At 59.3% G+C, this 15,418-nt stretch carries 13 protein-coding genes; 6 read left to right on the top strand and 7 right to left on the bottom strand.

Going from position 1 to position 15,418, the window contains the following annotated elements; genetic code table 11:
* The first annotated feature begins 13 nt into the window (after positions 1 to 13).
* Positions 14 to 838, top strand: coding sequence for an iron uptake system protein EfeO (efeO, locus tag ORL50_RS09845; RefSeq protein WP_266013333.1), 825 nt, complete (start codon positions 14 to 16; stop codon positions 836 to 838).
* A gap of 354 nt (positions 839 to 1,192) precedes the next feature.
* Here the strand turns inward: efeO and pssA are convergent, their stop codons facing one another.
* Entirely contained in the window at positions 1,193 to 2,536 is a 1,344-nt protein-coding gene (pssA, locus tag ORL50_RS09840; protein ID WP_266013330.1) for a CDP-diacylglycerol--serine O-phosphatidyltransferase, read from the bottom strand.
* A gap of 168 nt (positions 2,537 to 2,704) precedes the next feature.
* On the opposite strand from pssA, the gene ORL50_RS09835 reads away from it, so the two are divergent.
* The 3 genes from ORL50_RS09835 (at position 2,705) to ORL50_RS09825 (ending at position 5,695) form a co-directional block, all read left to right on the top strand.
* The gene (locus ORL50_RS09835; RefSeq protein ID WP_266013327.1) at positions 2,705 to 3,562 is read left to right on the top strand and encodes an SDR family oxidoreductase; all 858 of its coding nucleotides are present in this window, start codon (positions 2,705 to 2,707) and stop codon (positions 3,560 to 3,562) included.
* Between the two features lie 131 nt (positions 3,563 to 3,693).
* On the top strand, positions 3,694 to 4,305 hold the full coding sequence (locus ORL50_RS09830; protein WP_266013324.1) for a Yip1 family protein: 612 nt from the start codon (positions 3,694 to 3,696) through the stop codon (positions 4,303 to 4,305).
* Positions 4,306 to 4,351: 46 nt separating this feature from the next.
* On the top strand, positions 4,352 to 5,695 hold the full coding sequence (locus ORL50_RS09825) for a cation:proton antiporter (RefSeq protein WP_266013320.1): 1,344 nt from the start codon (positions 4,352 to 4,354) through the stop codon (positions 5,693 to 5,695).
* Between the two features lie 132 nt (positions 5,696 to 5,827).
* On the opposite strand, the gene ORL50_RS09820 is transcribed toward ORL50_RS09825, so the two are convergent.
* The gene (locus tag ORL50_RS09820; RefSeq protein WP_266013317.1) at positions 5,828 to 7,051 is read right to left on the bottom strand and encodes a zinc-dependent alcohol dehydrogenase; all 1,224 of its coding nucleotides are present in this window, start codon (positions 7,049 to 7,051) and stop codon (positions 5,828 to 5,830) included.
* 340 nt (positions 7,052 to 7,391) lie between these two features.
* Between ORL50_RS09820 and ORL50_RS09815 the strand changes: the two genes are divergently transcribed.
* Positions 7,392 to 7,865 (top strand): PA2171 family ribosome-binding persister protein, encoded by a 474-nt coding sequence (locus ORL50_RS09815; protein WP_266013314.1) that lies wholly within the window; start codon positions 7,392 to 7,394, stop codon positions 7,863 to 7,865.
* A 132-nt stretch (positions 7,866 to 7,997) separates the two neighbouring features.
* On the opposite strand, the gene ORL50_RS09810 is transcribed toward ORL50_RS09815, so the two are convergent.
* The 4 genes from ORL50_RS09810 to ORL50_RS09795 form a co-directional block, all read right to left on the bottom strand.
* Positions 7,998 to 8,534 carry a hypothetical protein gene (locus tag ORL50_RS09810; RefSeq protein WP_266013311.1) on the bottom strand — a complete coding sequence of 179 codons (537 nt, stop codon included), beginning with the start codon at positions 8,532 to 8,534 and terminating at the stop codon, positions 7,998 to 8,000.
* Positions 8,535 to 8,634: 100 nt separating this feature from the next.
* A complete protein-coding gene (locus ORL50_RS09805; RefSeq protein WP_266013308.1) occupies positions 8,635 to 10,173 on the bottom strand; it encodes an ATP-binding protein in 1,539 nt (512 codons plus the stop codon).
* Between the two features lie 85 nt (positions 10,174 to 10,258).
* Entirely contained in the window at positions 10,259 to 12,538 is a 2,280-nt protein-coding gene (locus ORL50_RS09800) for an ATP-dependent DNA helicase (RefSeq protein ID WP_266013305.1), read from the bottom strand.
* Entirely contained in the window at positions 12,535 to 14,217 is a 1,683-nt protein-coding gene (locus ORL50_RS09795; RefSeq protein ID WP_266013302.1) for a VRR-NUC domain-containing protein, read from the bottom strand. Before ORL50_RS09795 ends, ORL50_RS09800 begins: the two co-directional genes overlap by 4 nt.
* A 148-nt stretch (positions 14,218 to 14,365) precedes the next feature.
* Here ORL50_RS09795 and ORL50_RS09790 point away from each other — a divergent pair, with 148 nt between their 5' ends.
* Entirely contained in the window at positions 14,366 to 14,590 is a 225-nt protein-coding gene (locus ORL50_RS09790) for a YgdI/YgdR family lipoprotein (protein ID WP_266013299.1), read from the top strand.
* A 69-nt stretch (positions 14,591 to 14,659) separates the two neighbouring features.
* On the opposite strand, the gene ORL50_RS09785 is transcribed toward ORL50_RS09790, so the two are convergent.
* Positions 14,660 to 15,106 (bottom strand): hypothetical protein, encoded by a 447-nt coding sequence (locus ORL50_RS09785; protein ID WP_266013296.1) that lies wholly within the window; start codon positions 15,104 to 15,106, stop codon positions 14,660 to 14,662.
* Positions 15,107 to 15,418: the final 312 nt, after the last annotated feature.

Raw genomic sequence — 15,418 nt, 5'->3', positions numbered from 1 at the left:
ACGGAACCGTCCCATGAAAAAAACTCCTTTCGCGTTACTGCTGACTCTGGGCTTGCTCAACGCACCGCTGGCCGCGCTCGCCGCCACGGCGCCGCTGGACCTGGTGGGGCCAGTGTCGGACTACAAGATCTACGTCAACGAGCAGCTGGATGAGCTGGCCAGCCACACCCAGGCATTTACCGCTGCGGTGAAAAAAGGTGACCTGGCCACCGCGCAGAAGCTTTATGCGCCCACCCGGGTGTATTACGAGCAGATTGAACCGATTGCCGAGCTGTTCAGTGACCTGGACGCCTCTATCGACTCCCGCGTGGACGACCACGAGCAAGGCGTCACGGCAAAAGACTTCACCGGCTTTCACCGAATCGAGTATTCGTTGTTTGCGCAGAAAAGCACCGAGGGCCTGAGCGCCTTGGCTGATCGCTTGAACGCCGACGTGCAGGACTTGCAGACCCGCGTGGCCGGCCTGACCTTCCCGCCTGAGAAAGTGGTGGGTGGCGCGGCAGCATTGCTCGAAGAAGTGGCGGCGACCAAGATCACTGGGGAAGAGGATCGTTACAGTCACACCGACCTGTATGACTTCCAGGGCAACATCGACGGCGCGAAGAAAATAGTCGAGCTGTTCCGTGGGAAAATTGCCCAGCAGGACCGGGCGTTTATCGCCAAAGTCGACAAGAATTTCGCCAGCGTGGACAAAATCCTGGCGAAGTACCGCACGGTGGATGGTGGTTTCCAGACCTATGACAAGGTCAAGGACAGCGATCGCAAGATGCTGGTTGGGCCGGTCAATACCCTGGCCGAGGATCTGTCGATGGTGCGCGGCAAGCTCGGCTTGAATTGAGCGCCGGATTTGTCTGCATGCCGGCGATGGCGTCCGTGAGATCGCCATCGCCGGCAAGCCGGGCTCCTACGGATTTGTGTCGACCCCCAATCCCGCGTACACCCCGATTACCTGTAGGAGCCTGGCTTGCCAGCGATGGCGTCCTCGAAATCGCCATCGCCGGCAAGCCGGGCTCCTACGGATTTGTGTCGAACCCCAATCCCGCGTACACCCCGATTACCTGTAGGAGCCTGGCTTGCCAGCGATGGCGATCTAACATTCACCACCGCAATCGCGAGCAAGCTTTGCTCCCACAAGGTTACAGGTTCACAGCTTCACAGCTTCACAGCTTCACAGGGTTACAGGGTTACAGGTTCACAGAATCCGGTACAGCAGCCTCTCAATCCGCACACGACTCACGCGCTTGAGGAACTTGGCCACGCCTGCCGGGTATTCCACCAGCGTTTCCAGGTCCTGGTAGCGGCCGATGCGCGTGGTGTGCTGGAAAATCTGCGCGAGCTCTTCCCGGCGCGGGGCCAGCAACTCACCTTTGGGATCATCGATCAACAAGGCGTTTTCCAGATCGAGACGGAACGCCCGCGGGTTCAGGTTATTGCCGGTGAGCAAGGTATAACGCTGATCGACCCACATGCCCTTGAGGTGGTAGGTATTGTCGCCGTCTTTCCACAGGTGCAGGTTCAACTGGCCGCTGTCGATAAACCGCTGATGGCGCTTGGCGAAACAGCGCAGGCTGATCTCGTACAGGTACGGCAGCGCAGCGATCACCTTGAACGGTTCGCTAGGCGGAATGTAGAAATCGTTGGCGGTCTTGTCGCCGACCACGATGTCGATTTTCACGCCCCTGGCCAGTGCCCGGTTGATTTCCCGGGTCACCGCCAGCGGCAGGTTGAAATAGGGGGTGCAGATGGTCAGCTGCTGTTGGGTGCTGGCGATCAGCTCGCAGATCACCCGGCTCAGCGGATTGTTCTTGCCCACGCCCAGTAGCGGGCTGACCGACAGTACGCTTTTGTCCGTGGTGCCGCTGGTGGTGTCGTAGGCCGCGTGCTTGAGGCGGCTGCGCAGGTCGCCGATATCGTTGCGCAGGCTGCGGGTGGTCGGCAGATTGGGCAAGTCCAGGCGATTGACTGCCTTGGAGGCGATCAGGCCGTGCTGCACCAGGTGTTGCATCGAATCGGCCAGGTCACGGTTGTGCAGCAGGTGATAACGGTCGTAGCGGTACTTGTCGAACTTGTGCAGGTACACGTTGTTCAGACTCGCGCCGCTGTAGATCACGCAGTCATCGATCACAAATCCCTTCAAGTGCAATACGCCAAACAGCTCGCGGCTCTGCACTGGCACGCCGTACACCGGCACCTCGCTGGCATGCGTGCGAGTGGTCTCCTGGTACCACGCCGAGTTGCCCGGCTGCTTGCCGGCGCCGATCAGCCCACGCTGGGCGCGCAGCCAGTCGACGACCACCACTACGTCGAGTTCCGGGCGCGCCAGCTTGGCGGCATGCAGGGCATCGAGGATTTCCTGGCCGGCTTCATCCTGCTGCAGGTACAGCGCGACGATGTAGATACGTCGGGTTGCACTGGCGATTTTTTCCAGCAGGCAGCGGCGAAATTCCGCAGCGCCCGGGAGGATGGTGACGGCCTCGGCGGTCAGCGGAAAGCTACGCAGTTTGGGCAGCAGGGAGCGTTTGAAAAGCGACGGCATAGGGCTCGCAAAGGGTCGAATCCGAAGAGTCCGAGAGCTTACACCATGGCGCAGCGCCTGGCACAGCGTGTTGACCGTTCAATCCGCTGATCGAAAATCCAACCGAACCCACGACAAAAGCCCAGGGTCAACCCTCTGACTCTTTCGCCTTGAGACTGGAGATTCATGATGAACGACTATCCAAAACCGCCTTTCCCCAAACAGGCGCAAGCCGTCCCCGGCTCGCAGAAGAAAATGGAACCGTATCCGGACTGCGGCGAGCAGAGCTACAAGGGTTCCGGCCGGCTGGAAGGCAAGATCGCCCTGATTACCGGCGCCGACAGCGGCATTGGCCGCGCCGTGGCAATCGCCTTTGCCCGCGAAGGTGCGGACGTGGTCATCGCCTACCTCAACGAACATGAAGACGCCAAGGAAACTGCCCGGTGGGTTGAGCAGGCGGGCCGCCAATGCCTGCTGTTGCCAGGGGACCTGGCGCAGAAAGCCGAGTGTCAGGCGGTGGTCGACAAGACTGTCGAGCGCTTCGGCCGTATCGACGTGCTGGTCAACAACGCCGCTTTCCAGATGACCCACGAGAATTTCGAAGATATTCCTGACGAGGAATGGGTGATGACGTTCGACGTCAACATCACCGCGATCTTCCGCATCTGCCAGGCGGCGTTGAAACACATGAAGCCGGGAAGTTCGATCATCAACACCAGCTCCATCAACTCGGACATGCCCAAGCCCACCCTGCTCGCCTACGCCACCACCAAGGGTGCGATCGCCAACTTTACCGGCGGCCTGGCACAGATGCTCGGGCCGAAGAACATCCGGGTCAACTGTGTGGCACCGGGGCCCATTTGGACTCCGCTGATCGTCTCGACCATGCCCGACGAAGAGGTGCAGAACTTCGGCGCGCAGACTCCGCTGGGGCGCCCAGGGCAACCGGTCGAAGTCGCGCCTATCTATGTGCTGTTGGCCTCGGACGAAGCCAGCTATATCACCGGCCAGCGCTATGGCGTGACCGGCGGTAAGCCAATGTTGTAACAGTCCCAAGCCTGTCCTTGCGCATGTGTGCGAGGACTGGCTGGCCATCCTGGAAAAAAATGAACCCTGGGCAAATCTCCCTGCTCAATACGTTTATAGCCCTCCATCAGGGGCCGTTCGAGGAGGTCGTCATGCCCGCACCTATCGTCAAGCTGTTTACCCAACCCAACTTCGCCTGGACGGATATTCGCAAGGAAGAGGAAGCTCATCCGCGCCACTATCTGGCTCATCTGCTGCTTCTCGCGTTGATCCCCGCCGTGTGCCTGTTTATCGGTACGACTTACGTCGGCTGGAGCCTGGCGGAAAACGAGACGGTCAAGCTCAGCACCAGCAGCGCCTTGCAGCTGTGCGTCATGCTCTACCTGACCATTTTGCTCGGCGTGGCAGTCATGGGCCTGTTCATTCGCTGGATGTCGCGCACCTTTGACTCTCGCCCGACCATCAACCAATGCATCGGATTTGCCGCCTACACCGCAACTCCATTTTTTCTCGCTGGATTCGCCGGCCTGTATCCAAGCCGCTGGCTGGCCATTGCAGTGCTGGGCGCGGCGGGGATCTACTCGACTTTTCTGCTGTTTGTCGGGTTGCCGACCTTCATGCATGAACGCAAGGAACAGGGCCTGTTGAATGCCGCGTGCGTGTGGGGCGTGGGCTTGCTGGTGCTGGTGACCATCCTGGTGGAAATGATCCTGCTGTGGTTCAACGTGTTGACGCCGGAATACCTGCGCGCAACTGTCGGTTGAGCACTCCTTACGCTGTATCACGGCCACCCACCTGCGGGACGCATGCATGAGCTTTACGATTTGGGTGGCCGTACTCGGTGCCGTGTTGCTGACCCTGGCACTGACTTCGTCCTATTTACGCTGGATGCCTGTCACCACTTCAGCGGTGTGCCTGGCGCTGGGTGTTGCCATTGGTCCCACGGGACTGGGGTTGTTGAAGCTGGATGTGGACGATGCATCAGTGTGGATGGAGCACCTGACCGAAGTTGCCGTGCTGTTTTCGCTGTTTGTCTGCGGCTTGAAGCTGCGCGCACCGTTTAAACAGAAAAACTGGCGCGTGGCACTGGGCCTGGCGGGCCCGGTGATGATGCTGAGCATTGCCGGCGTTTGCCTGCTGCTGCACTTTGGCTTTCAGTTGCCTTGGGGTGTCAGCGTGCTGATCGGCTCGATCCTTGCGCCCACAGACCCGGTCCTCGCCTCGCTGGTGCAGGTCAATGACGCCAGGGATGACGACAGCGTTCGGTTCGGCCTGTCTGGCGAGGCCGGCCTGAATGACGGAGTGGCATTCCCGTTCGTGATTCTCGGTCTGCTCTTGTTGCAGCAAAATGGCAGCCCCGGCTGGCTGGGTGACTGGGCCTTGGGCCGATTGCTCTGGGCGGTGCCGGCGGGTTTGTTGATTGGGTATTGGATGGGGCGCGGCATTGGCCGTTTGACCTTGTCCCTGCGCATTGCCAACGAAGACAGCACACTCTCCCCCAATGATTATCTGGCCCTGGCCCTGATCGCACTGGCTTATGTCGGCGCCGAGTGGGTTCACGCCTACGGATTTCTCTCGGTGTTCGCCGCCGGCCTGGGTCTGCGCCAGGAAGAGGTCAAGTCCACAGGCGACGCCCAGGTGCCGGCCGAACATCTGGTACAGCCCGTAGTCGGTCATCAGAACGTGGACCCACAGCACGCGGTGCATGGGGACACTGAGCATCTGGAAGATACCCAGGTGGCTGCCGGCATCATGATGGGCGATATGCTCGCCTTCGGCGGCCTGGTGGAGCGTGCCATGGAAGTGTTCCTGGTGACATTGCTGGGCGTGGTGTTGATTGCCCACTGGGATTGGCGCGCGCTCCCGATCGGCGCGGTGTTATTCCTGCTGATACGGCCCCTCAGTGTCCTGGCCATCCCTTGGGGTGGGTTGCTCGAAGGGCGCCAGCGCCTGTTGATTGGCTGGTTTGGAATTCGCGGGATTGGCAGTCTGTACTACCTGTTTTATGCGTTGAACCACGGGTTGGACCCGTCGGTAGCGGCGTTGTGCACCAACCTGACGTTATCGGTGGTGGCACTGAGCATCCTTGCGCACGGGATCAGTACCCAGCCGATTCTTGCTCGTTACGAGCAGCGTAAAAAACGCAAAAGTTGAAAATTTGCTGTTGCACTCAGGAGCCCGGCTTGCCGGCGATGGCGATCTCTGGGCCGCCATCGCTGGCAAGCCAGGCTCCTACGGGTGCGTATTTCAAATCTGCCAATGGGTGCTTTCCAGCGGACGCGTCAGTCACATCGCCGGCACAGCCTGGGTCTCGAAGGTTTCGGCCAATGGTTGATCCGGGCTGCCCGGGGTCAGGATGACTTTGCGGCAGTCTTCCTGCTTCTTGTCGAACAGCTTGTAGCCTTCAGCCGCCTGTTCCAACGACATGCGGTGGGTGACGATGGCCTCAGGTTGCAAACGCCCGGTCTCGATATACCCCAGCAGCTCTGGCAAATAACGCTGGACGTGGGTTTGGCCCATCTTGAATGTCAGGCCCTTGTCGAACGCATCACCAAACAGAAAACCATGGATGAAGCCGGAATACACCCCCGGAACGCTGACCACCCCGCCTCGGCGAACGGCGGCGATGCTCTGGCGCAGCGCCTTGCCACTGCTGCCCTCCAGCTTCAAGGTCGCCAGCACGGTTTCGGTGGTGCTGCCCTTCGCTTCGAAGCCCACGGCGTCAATGACCGCATCCACTCCCCGACTGCCCGCCGTCTGGCGAATGATGGTGTCAGCCGGGTCATCATCTTCATCAAAGTTGATCGGAATCACCCCGTAGGCACTTTGCGCATAGGCCAACCGATAGGGATGGTGGTCAACCATGAAGATCTGCTCGACGCCCAGCATTCGCGCGCAAGCTGCACTGAGCAGGCCCACTGGACCGGCGCCATAAATAGCCAGACTCGAGCCTTGGCCGACTCCGGCATTCAACACCGCCTGCCAGGCTGTGGGCAGGATGTCGGAGAGAAACAGCACCTTCTCGTCAGCCAACAAGCCCGGAACCTTGAACGGCCCCGTATTGGCTTTCGGCACCCGCACCAGTTCCGCCTGCCCTCCGGGAATCCCCCCATACAGCCGGCTGAAGCCGAACAGCGCCGCAGGTGGCGGGATCGCCTTCTTGTTGACGATGGCGCCGCGCCCGGTGTTGGTCGTTTCGCAGCAGGCGAACAACTCTTGCTGGCAGAAAAAGCAGTCGCCGCAGGCGATCACGAACGGGATCACCACTCGATCACCGCGCTGCACTGCGGTCACCACCGCACCGGTTTCTTCAACGATGCCCATGAACTCATGCCCGAAAATGTCGCCGTGTTCCACGGTGGGAATCTTGCCTCTATACAGATGCAGGTCCGACCCGCAAATGGCAGTCGCGGTGACGCGAAGGATTATGTCATCAGGGGCTTCGATCACCGGATCGGGTACGGTTTCGACTCTGACATCGTGGGCGCCGTGGTAGGTCATTGCTCGCATGGCTACATCCTCGCTGGTCACTAGAGACTGGGTTGTCTGTAGTTAAGGGGGGTGCCTGAAGCGACGAGTTCAGTTGGATGCGGGGCTATTCGGATCGGCGGTCCCGGCGCTTTTTCAAGCACTTGTGTGGCTGAACCAGGTGCAATGCGAAGTGCATGAACGAATGTGTGAACTCATGCAGGCTGCATGACTACGGTTGTCGTTCATGGCTTTTAATTGATTGATTTATATAAGAATTCTCCGCTTATCAGTTCCGGCACGGGAAATGCTCTTTCACTGTAAGCGACCTGCGGCATCGAGACCGTTAGCGCTCTACCCGTGACTATTCGAGAGAACCACCATGAACGCCATCGACCTGTTGAAAGCCGACCATGAACGCGTAAAAAGCATCCTCACCCAATTGAGTGAGTCGACCGAGCGCGGCATCAAGAAACGCACTGAACTGCTCGCCAAGTTGGAGATGGAAATCACCATCCATACTCGCCTGGAAGAAGAAGTGCTGTACCCCGCCTACAAAAAAGCCGGGGGTAAAGAGCAGGAAATCATGTATTACGAAGCCAAGGAAGAGCACCGCACGGTTGACTCGTTGGTGCTGCCGGATCTGAAGGTAACGGACCCGTCCACTCCGGAGTTTTCCGGCCGGGTGAAGGTGGTCAAGGAGCTGCTGGAGCATCACATCGAAGAGGAAGAAACGGAGATGTTCCCTGAGGCCAGGAAGCTGCTGGGCAAGGCCGAGCTTGAAGAGCTTGGGGCGCAGATGGAGGCTTTGAAGGCACAGTACAAAAAGGAAATGAGTGCAAATCTCGCGGCCTAATATGGCGACTGCTATGCAGTCGGACGCAGCCTTCGGCAGCTGCTACAGGTATCAGGCAACACGCAAACCCTGTAGCAGCTGGCGCAGCCTGCGTTGGGTCGCGAAGCGGCCCCAGAATGCCAAACCCGGCGCCTATCCCCCCGGATTCGTCACCTGAATAAACACCGAATAACTCCCCAACAGCACCCAGAACGTCGCAAAGATCCACGGAGTGCGCACTGAAAACAGTAGCGACTTGCGATAACCCTTGTGCGACGACTCCATCTCGCTGAACAACGGCGACTCATCGTACGCCAGGCCCATCAAGGGTTCACTGCTTAGCAGTTCGCTCTGCTTGAAATGCCAGTGATCGATAATGTCATACGCCGCGCGGATCCCAGGCCAGGCATTCAATGAACTGAGCAAGCCAAGCAGTGCCAGGAACGGCGGGACAGCCAAAGTGAACAGCTTGCCCCACTCCGGGTTGAGGTTGGCCATGCAGGAGGCAAACGCAATGACCAGGAACGACTGCGCCGCCAGATAGGCATCGGTGCGGTTGGCCAGGATGCTGGTCTCGTACTGGATCTCCCTGCGGTAGAAATCCAGGCGCTCCTTGGGTGAGCCGAACATCTTGGCATTGTGTTCGGTCAGGGCTTCTTCAGCCGTGTGTTCGGTGAGTATTCTGGGCACGGGCGTCACGTCAGGCAGCAAAGACAGTTAGAAGAACCGGCACCGGACAAGTTCAGCCGGATGTACCGAACTGCGCCCAGATGCTGATCAACCGCCGTCTTCATTTCATCGTCGAGGCGATGATCTCTACCAGATTTAATTGATTGAACGGCTTGGACAGCCGCGGCAGGTTGGCCGCAAATCCTTCCAGCCGTTCGGCGAAGCCGGTGGCCAGGATGATTGGCATGCTCGGGCTGATGATCTGGATAGAGTGAGCCAGTTGCGCGCCGGTCATGTGTGGCATCGCCATGTCGGTGATCACCAGATCAAAATGTTCGTCGCCACTGAACAGCTCCAGCGCTCTTGCCCCTGAGCCGGCGCCGACTACCTTGTGACCCAGGTCTTCGAGCAGCAGGCAGGTGCTGGTCAGGACCAGGCTATCGTCGTCGACTACCAGCACCGACAGGCGGGCCACGGGAGAGGATGACTCGGGTTCGGCAAGCGGCTTGCTGGCCACATCCGCGGACGCTACCGGCAGCCACAATTCGGCAGTGGTGCCCTTGTCCTTCTGGCTCTTGAGGATAAAACGTCCGCCCAACTGTTCGATGAAACCATGAACCATCGATAACCCAAGGCCCGTGCCCTTGCCTAAACCTTTGGTGGTAAAAAACGGGTCCTTCGCCGAGGCCAGTGTGGCGTCGTCCATACCTTCGCCCGTATCGATGACACTCAGGCAAATGTATTGGCCCGCCGCGAGGGACAGGATCGACTGCGCCTGGATCTCCACCGACTGGGCACTGATGATGATTTTGCCGCCAGTGGGCATGGCATCCCGGGCGTTGGTCACCAGGTTCATCACGGCCAACTCGAGCTGGTTGAGGTCAGCCATGGCCGGTTCAAGGCCTGCGGGAAAATGCGTTTCCAGGCGCACTGAGGGGCCCAGGGCGCTGCGTAACAGCCCGCTGATTCCTTGCACCAGTTCCCGAACCTGGACCGGCTCGGTCTTGAGCTCCTGGCGCCGGGCAAAAGCCAGCATACGCTGGGTCAGGGACACCCCACGCAAGGCGCCCTGGGTCGCGTTGTCTACCAGTCGAGTGATTTTCGGCTCGTTTTCCGCACGCTTGCGGATGATTTCCAGGTTACCCAGGATCACCGTCAGCAAATTGTTGAAGTCGTGGGCAATGCCGCCACTGAGTTGTCCGATGGCCTGCATTTTCTGCGCTTGGAACAGCGCCTCGCGGGTCTGCTCCAGAGTGCGCTGAGCCGTGAACGACTCGGTGATATCACGGGTGATCTTGGCAAAACCCAGCAGGTTGCCGTTATCCCCCCAGATCGGGTCGACGACCACGTGCGCCATGAACTGCGTACCGTTCTGGCGCACACGCCAGGCCTTGTTCTCGAACCGACCCTCGCGCACTGCTGTATCCAGCGCCCGCTGCGGTTCACCGGCAGCGCGGTCCTCGGGGGTGTAGAAAATCGAAAAATTCTGGCCCACCACCTCACGCGAGGAATAGCCCTTGATCCGTTGCGCCCCGGCGTTCCAACTGGCGATGGTACCGTCGGGATCAATCATGTAGATCGCATAATCGATCACTGCATCGATCAACAAGCGAAAGCGCTTCTCTTCGATGGCACCGGCTTTCCTCCGATCCTCGCTCATTCAACCCTCACGTGAATTTGGTTTCCGAGAGTATGGGACATCCGGCGCGTTTGAAAAGCTGCAATCACCGACGAATTATCGTGTTTTATCCGCCGCGGTAACCGGCTGCGGCGCCTACCGCCCACCAGCTTGGCAGCAATTGCCTGACCTTGCCCTCGGCGAACCGGTCATCAATCAGCATGACGACGCCCTGATCCGTTTGGGTGCGGATCACTCGTCCGGCGGCCTGAACCACTTTCTGCACGCCGGGGTAGAGATAGGTGTAGTCATACCCGGCGCCAAAAATCGCCGCCATGCGGTGTTTGAGCTGTTCGTTGACCGGGTTCAACTGTGCCAGGCCCAGGGTGGCGATGAACGCGCCGATCAGGCGCGCTCCGGGCAGGTCGATGCCCTCACCAAACGCACCACCGAGCACCGCAAAGCCGATGCCCTGGCTGTCGGCGGTGAACCGGTCGAGAAATTCCTGGCGCGGCCCTTCCCCCATGCCTCGCGATTGCGCCCACAGGTTGATGTGCGGATGGGTCTCGGCCAGCAACTGGGCGACTTGCTGCAGATAGTCGAAGCTGCTGAAGAACGCCAGGTAGTTGCCAGGCCGCTGCGTGAACTGCTGAGCCATCAGCGCGACGATAGGCCCCAGGGAGGCCTGGCGATGGACGAACCGCGTGGAGATCTGATGGACGATATGCACTTGCAACTGGTCGGCGTGGAATGGCGACTCCACATCGATCCACACGGTGTCGGGCGGCGTACCCAGCAGGTCGGCGTAGTAGTGACGGGGGCTGAGGGTTGCGGAAAACAGCACGGCACTGCGCGCGGCAGTCAGGCGTGGGCGGATAAAACCGGCGGGCACCACATTGCGCAGGCACAGGGTTGAGAGGTTGTGCTTGCGCTCCAGGTCGCGTTTGCTGATATCGAACAGGAACTGTTCATCGAACAGCTCGGCCACTCGGGAAAATTGCAGCATGTCGAAATAATAGTTCTGCAGCGCACCGTCGAGGCCCTGGGGATGGTCGTTGAGGTAGTCGCCAATGCTCGCGCAGCAGGAAAACAGCGCCTGCAGGAGTTTTTCCGGGGGCCGATCATAGGCCTGGTAGGCAGCCAGTTGCTGATTGTGCAGGGCATTCCATTCGCGGTGAACGCGCTGCAGGGATTTTTTCAATGGCTCGGGTGCGGTTTTGCGCACGCCGTTCAAGACCGATTGATCAAGGGTCGCGCTGTACATCTGGCGGCCGCGCTCTACCAGGTTGTGCGCTTCATCCACCAGGGTCGCCACCCGCCAGTTATTGTCCTGGGCCAGGCCGAACAACAGTGCGCTGAAGTCGAAATAATAGTTGTAGTCGGCTACCACCACATCGGCCCAGCGTGCCATTTCCTGGCTCAGGTAATAAGGGCAGACGTCGTGTTTGAGCGCCACCTCGCGCAACGCGGCCTGATCCAGCAGGCTCAGTTCGCTGGCGGCCTGGCGCGCGGCGGGCAGGCGATCGTAAAAGCCTTGCGCCAGCGGGCAGGATTCGCCATGACAGGCCTTGTCGGGATATTCGCACGCCTTGTCGCGGGCAATCATCTCCAGCACGCGCAAGGGTGGCGCGCCGGCGCTGTCGAGGATCACCTGGGCCGCGTCCAGCGCCAGTTTGCGGCCTGGGGTCTTGGCCGTGAGGAAGAAGATCTTGTCCAACTGCTGCGGCGCCAGGGCTTTGAGCATGGGGAACAGCGTGCCGACGGTCTTGCCAATGCCGGTGGGCGCCTGGGCCATCAGGCAGCGCCCGGTGCTGACCGCCTTGAACACTGACTCGGCCAGATGGCGTTGGCCGGGGCGAAAGCCGGCGTGGGGAAACTGCAACGCCTGGGCGGCGTGATTACGCGCCTCGCGGTGGGCCATTTCCTCCTGCGCCCAATGCAGGAACAGCCGACAGTGGTGCTCGAAAAACTGCCCGAGCTCTGCTGCACTGAATGCCTCGACCAGGCAGGTTTCCTTCTCGCTGACGATGTCGAAGTACACCAGGGCCAGATTGATTTGTTCCAGTGCGGATTTCTGGCACATCAGCCAGCCATAGATCTTTGCCTGAGCCCAGTGCAGTTGCCGGTGGTTGGCGGGTTGCTTGCTCAGGTCGCCGCGGTAGGTTTTGACTTCTTCCAGGCAGTTCTGTGCCGGATCGTAGCCATCCGCCCTGCCCTTGACCCGCAAAGTCTGGTAATGGCCCTCAAGCGCCACCTCACTCTGATAACCCTCGCTGCGCCGCGAGGCTACGGTGCGATGCCCGACGATGCCTTCCAGCGCGGTGGGTGACGGGGTGAAGCGCAGGTCTAGGTCACCGACCTTGGCGGTGAATTCGCATAACGCTCGCACGGCAATGCTGTAGCTCAAGCGCCCTGCTCCGCCCACTGCACATAGCAGACGGCGATGGGCATCTGGTGTTCATGGCAGAACTCCAGCCAGCGCAACTGGTTGTCCTGCAGGCGGTCGCCAGGGCCTTTGACTTCGATCATGCGGTAGGTCTTGTCCTGCGGCCAGAACTGGATAAGGTCCGGCATGCCGGCGCGGTTGGCCTTGATATCCAGCAGCAGGCGGTTGAACCAATGCCTGAGGTGCTCGGCGGGCAGGCACGCCAACGCCTGGTCGAGCAATTCCTCGCTCAGGGCCCCCCAGAACACGAACGGTGACTGCACGCCCCATTTGGCCGCATAACGATCGCGAATGGTGTGCACGTACCGACCGTCATCCAGCTCGGCCAGGCACGCCGAAAACAGGTCGGCGCGACGTAAATGGAAGTCTTCGTAATGCAGGTCTGCCGGCCCGCGCTGGAACGGGTGGAAAAATGCCCCAGGCACTGGAGCAAAAATCGCCGGCCAGCACAGCAAGCCGAACAGCGAATTGATCAGGCTGTTCTCCACGTAGTGCACCGGTGCAGTTTCCTGCGCCAGGTGCGCCTGGACGTAGCGCTCGACCGACAGCGCATGCGCCGATAAAGCAGGATCAACCTTGGGCAGTTGCAGGTCCAGGCGCAGCATTTGCCGGGGGGCTGCACGTTTAATGGGTGGCCCGCCGAGTTTGCGGCGCAATCTAGGCAGCACTCGAAGCACATGCTGTTGTTCGGTGGCGCTCTCAGGCGCTTGCTGCGCGTGAAGGGCCAGGTCCAGGGCCAGTTGGTATTCGGCGCAGCGCTCAAGAACGCGGATCAGGCGGATACGCGAGCCCGGATGTGTGCCGTCGCGATACAGCGTGATGGCCGTGGCAAAATCAGCAATGCGCTCACAGTATTGGCCCATCTGGAACATCAGCTTGCCGCGTCGGCGTTGCAGCCAGGGATTGGTCAGCGTCAGGCTGTTGATCTGCTCGACGATAGCCGAGAGCGCTTCGCCTGCTTCGAAACGCTGCTGACAGTCGTGCAGGAACAGGCAGGCATCGACATCCTCACGGCAGCGCAGCCCTCGGGAGTCGGCGCCAATCTCGATTTTCTCGTAGGTAAAAATGCCCAGGTCGGCCAGTACAAACTCGGACCAGTCCTGGTAGAGATTGCCGAAAAACATCAGGCGCAGGCGGTCGCACAGGCCCATGATAGTCAGGCTCAGCAGCCGGTCATCCAGGGGCGCGCACCACTGGCTGAAGCTCTGCGCTTGGGGATGGTGCTCGATCAGGGCTGGCAGCCAATCGTTTTTTTTGCCTTTGGGTTGGTCGATGGCGCTGGCGAAGCACTGCAGCACTTCGGACTTGAGCAGCACTGGGAACAGGGTTTCGATGGTGAGCGGGCTTTGTTCGTCGATCCAGCCTAGCGTGATCAGCGGCGCTGCGGCGTCCGTGATGCCGCCGATCTCTGCGTAGTGCAACTTGCTGGCGCGGAAATGGATACCCTTGCGCATCACCATGCGCACCAGCAGCGCGCGGGACTCTCTGGGCAGCTGGGTGAATTGGGCAATGAAGTGCCGCTCCTCGTCACTCAACACATCCGCATAGCGATGCTCAAGCCAATCAAGCACTTGCATGAAATTGTTAAGGTAATAGAACGGATCTTCGAGAGGATTAGCAGTCACAGAATCAGGCGCCATGGCAAAACGAGTACTGGTTATGCGTACAGATAACAGTTCTGGTTGGCTTGGCGCAAACGGAAAAAGATAAGCGGCTGGCGAACTTTTCAGCGTTGCGCTGCACCAACGGCGATAGAGATGCGCAGTTTTTTACATTTGTGAGGTGAATATGAACATCAAGACTCTGGCTCTGCCGCTCGCTGTTGCGAGCTTTCTGGCGCTGGCGGGTTGCTCGACCGCTACGGTGGTCACCCTGCAGAACGGCACTCAATACCTGACCAAGGACATGCCGAAAACCGAAACCAAGGATGGTTTTTACGAGTTTGAAGATATTTCCGGGTCGAAGGTCAAGGTCAGGGCGGACGAAGTGGCTACGGTTCGCGAGGAAGATTAAACACCGGCGCTTGAGCAAACATGGCGAGTCAGGCTCATGTTTGCTCGGCACCGTCAGGTCGATGACTTATCAGCTGGTGCGTTCAGCGCCCGCTGCGGTGCGTGAGATATCGAAGTTTGCGTCGACCGCATAATGCATCTCGTTGTAGACCTGTGTTACAAACTTGGCCGAACCGGTAATCTTACCGATTGGAGTTTGGTTCTGTATTTCGATCTGACCGGACACAGCGATAAGTTGTGGAGATTCCCCAACATTCAGGTAGGCAGTGACCTTGTTCGATCCAATGGTGTATGTGCCGGTAAGTGGTTCATCGCCTGGAACCACGAGAATTATTTCGTAGGCTTTTCCAGGCTGCGCCACCACTCCGATGAGGTACGTCATTTCGGATAAGAGGTTTCGAATTACCCTGAATGATTGGAAGTTATCTACCGTTCCGTTATGTAAAAAAGTTATGGTGCCTGTCATGTTGCCAGAGGCATTGTCTGTAACTAGAGGGTTATCAATAGACTTGTTCATCACTAATTCCTTTTAATCATCCCGGCAGAGAGGTCTGCTGGCACTGGAACTATTTATTAAATAGGAAAAGTGCTGATAAAAAACCTGTCATGAATGACAGGTCTTTTGTGCCAATTAAAACAACAAGCATCGATTGTATTTCAGCGTTAAAACCCTGGGGCCGCTGCGCGACCCAACGCAGGCTGCGCCAGCTGCTACACGGGATTGTGGTGTATGGGGAACCTGCAGCAGCTGCCGAAGGCTGCGTTCGACTGCGCAGCAGGCGCTAGTCCAGGCGATTGAATTTCTGCCTTGCAAATCCTGGGGCCGCTG

The organism is Pseudomonas sp. RIT-562 (assembly GCF_026241895.1).
In the GTDB taxonomy this organism is placed as follows: Bacteria; Pseudomonadota; Gammaproteobacteria; order Pseudomonadales; family Pseudomonadaceae; genus Aquipseudomonas; species Aquipseudomonas mandelii_F.
Note: the sequence above shows the minus strand (reverse complement) of the source record. Positions and strands in the feature narration are given on the sequence as shown.

What these genes read in the sequence shown, in the direction of transcription:
- pssA (WP_266013330.1), bottom strand. Translation starts at nt 2,536, where the DNA reads ATGCCGTCGCTTTTCAAACGCTCCCTGCTGCCCAAACTGCGTAGCTTT.
- efeO (WP_266013333.1), top strand. Translation starts at nt 14, where the DNA reads ATGAAAAAAACTCCTTTCGCGTTACTGCTGACTCTGGGCTTGCTCAAC.
- ORL50_RS09820 (WP_266013317.1), bottom strand. Translation starts at nt 7,051, where the DNA reads ATGCGAGCAATGACCTACCACGGCGCCCACGATGTCAGAGTCGAAACC.
- ORL50_RS09805 (WP_266013308.1), bottom strand. Translation starts at nt 10,173, where the DNA reads ATGAGCGAGGATCGGAGGAAAGCCGGTGCCATCGAAGAGAAGCGCTTT.
- ORL50_RS09830 (WP_266013324.1), top strand. Translation starts at nt 3,694, where the DNA reads ATGCCCGCACCTATCGTCAAGCTGTTTACCCAACCCAACTTCGCCTGG.
- ORL50_RS09815 (WP_266013314.1), top strand. Translation starts at nt 7,392, where the DNA reads ATGAACGCCATCGACCTGTTGAAAGCCGACCATGAACGCGTAAAAAGC.
- ORL50_RS09785 (WP_266013296.1), bottom strand. Translation starts at nt 15,106, where the DNA reads ATGAACAAGTCTATTGATAACCCTCTAGTTACAGACAATGCCTCTGGC.
- ORL50_RS09790 (WP_266013299.1), top strand. Translation starts at nt 14,366, where the DNA reads ATGAACATCAAGACTCTGGCTCTGCCGCTCGCTGTTGCGAGCTTTCTG.
- ORL50_RS09835 (WP_266013327.1), top strand. Translation starts at nt 2,705, where the DNA reads ATGAACGACTATCCAAAACCGCCTTTCCCCAAACAGGCGCAAGCCGTC.
- ORL50_RS09795 (WP_266013302.1), bottom strand. Translation starts at nt 14,217, where the DNA reads ATGGCGCCTGATTCTGTGACTGCTAATCCTCTCGAAGATCCGTTCTAT.
- ORL50_RS09825 (WP_266013320.1), top strand. Translation starts at nt 4,352, where the DNA reads ATGAGCTTTACGATTTGGGTGGCCGTACTCGGTGCCGTGTTGCTGACC.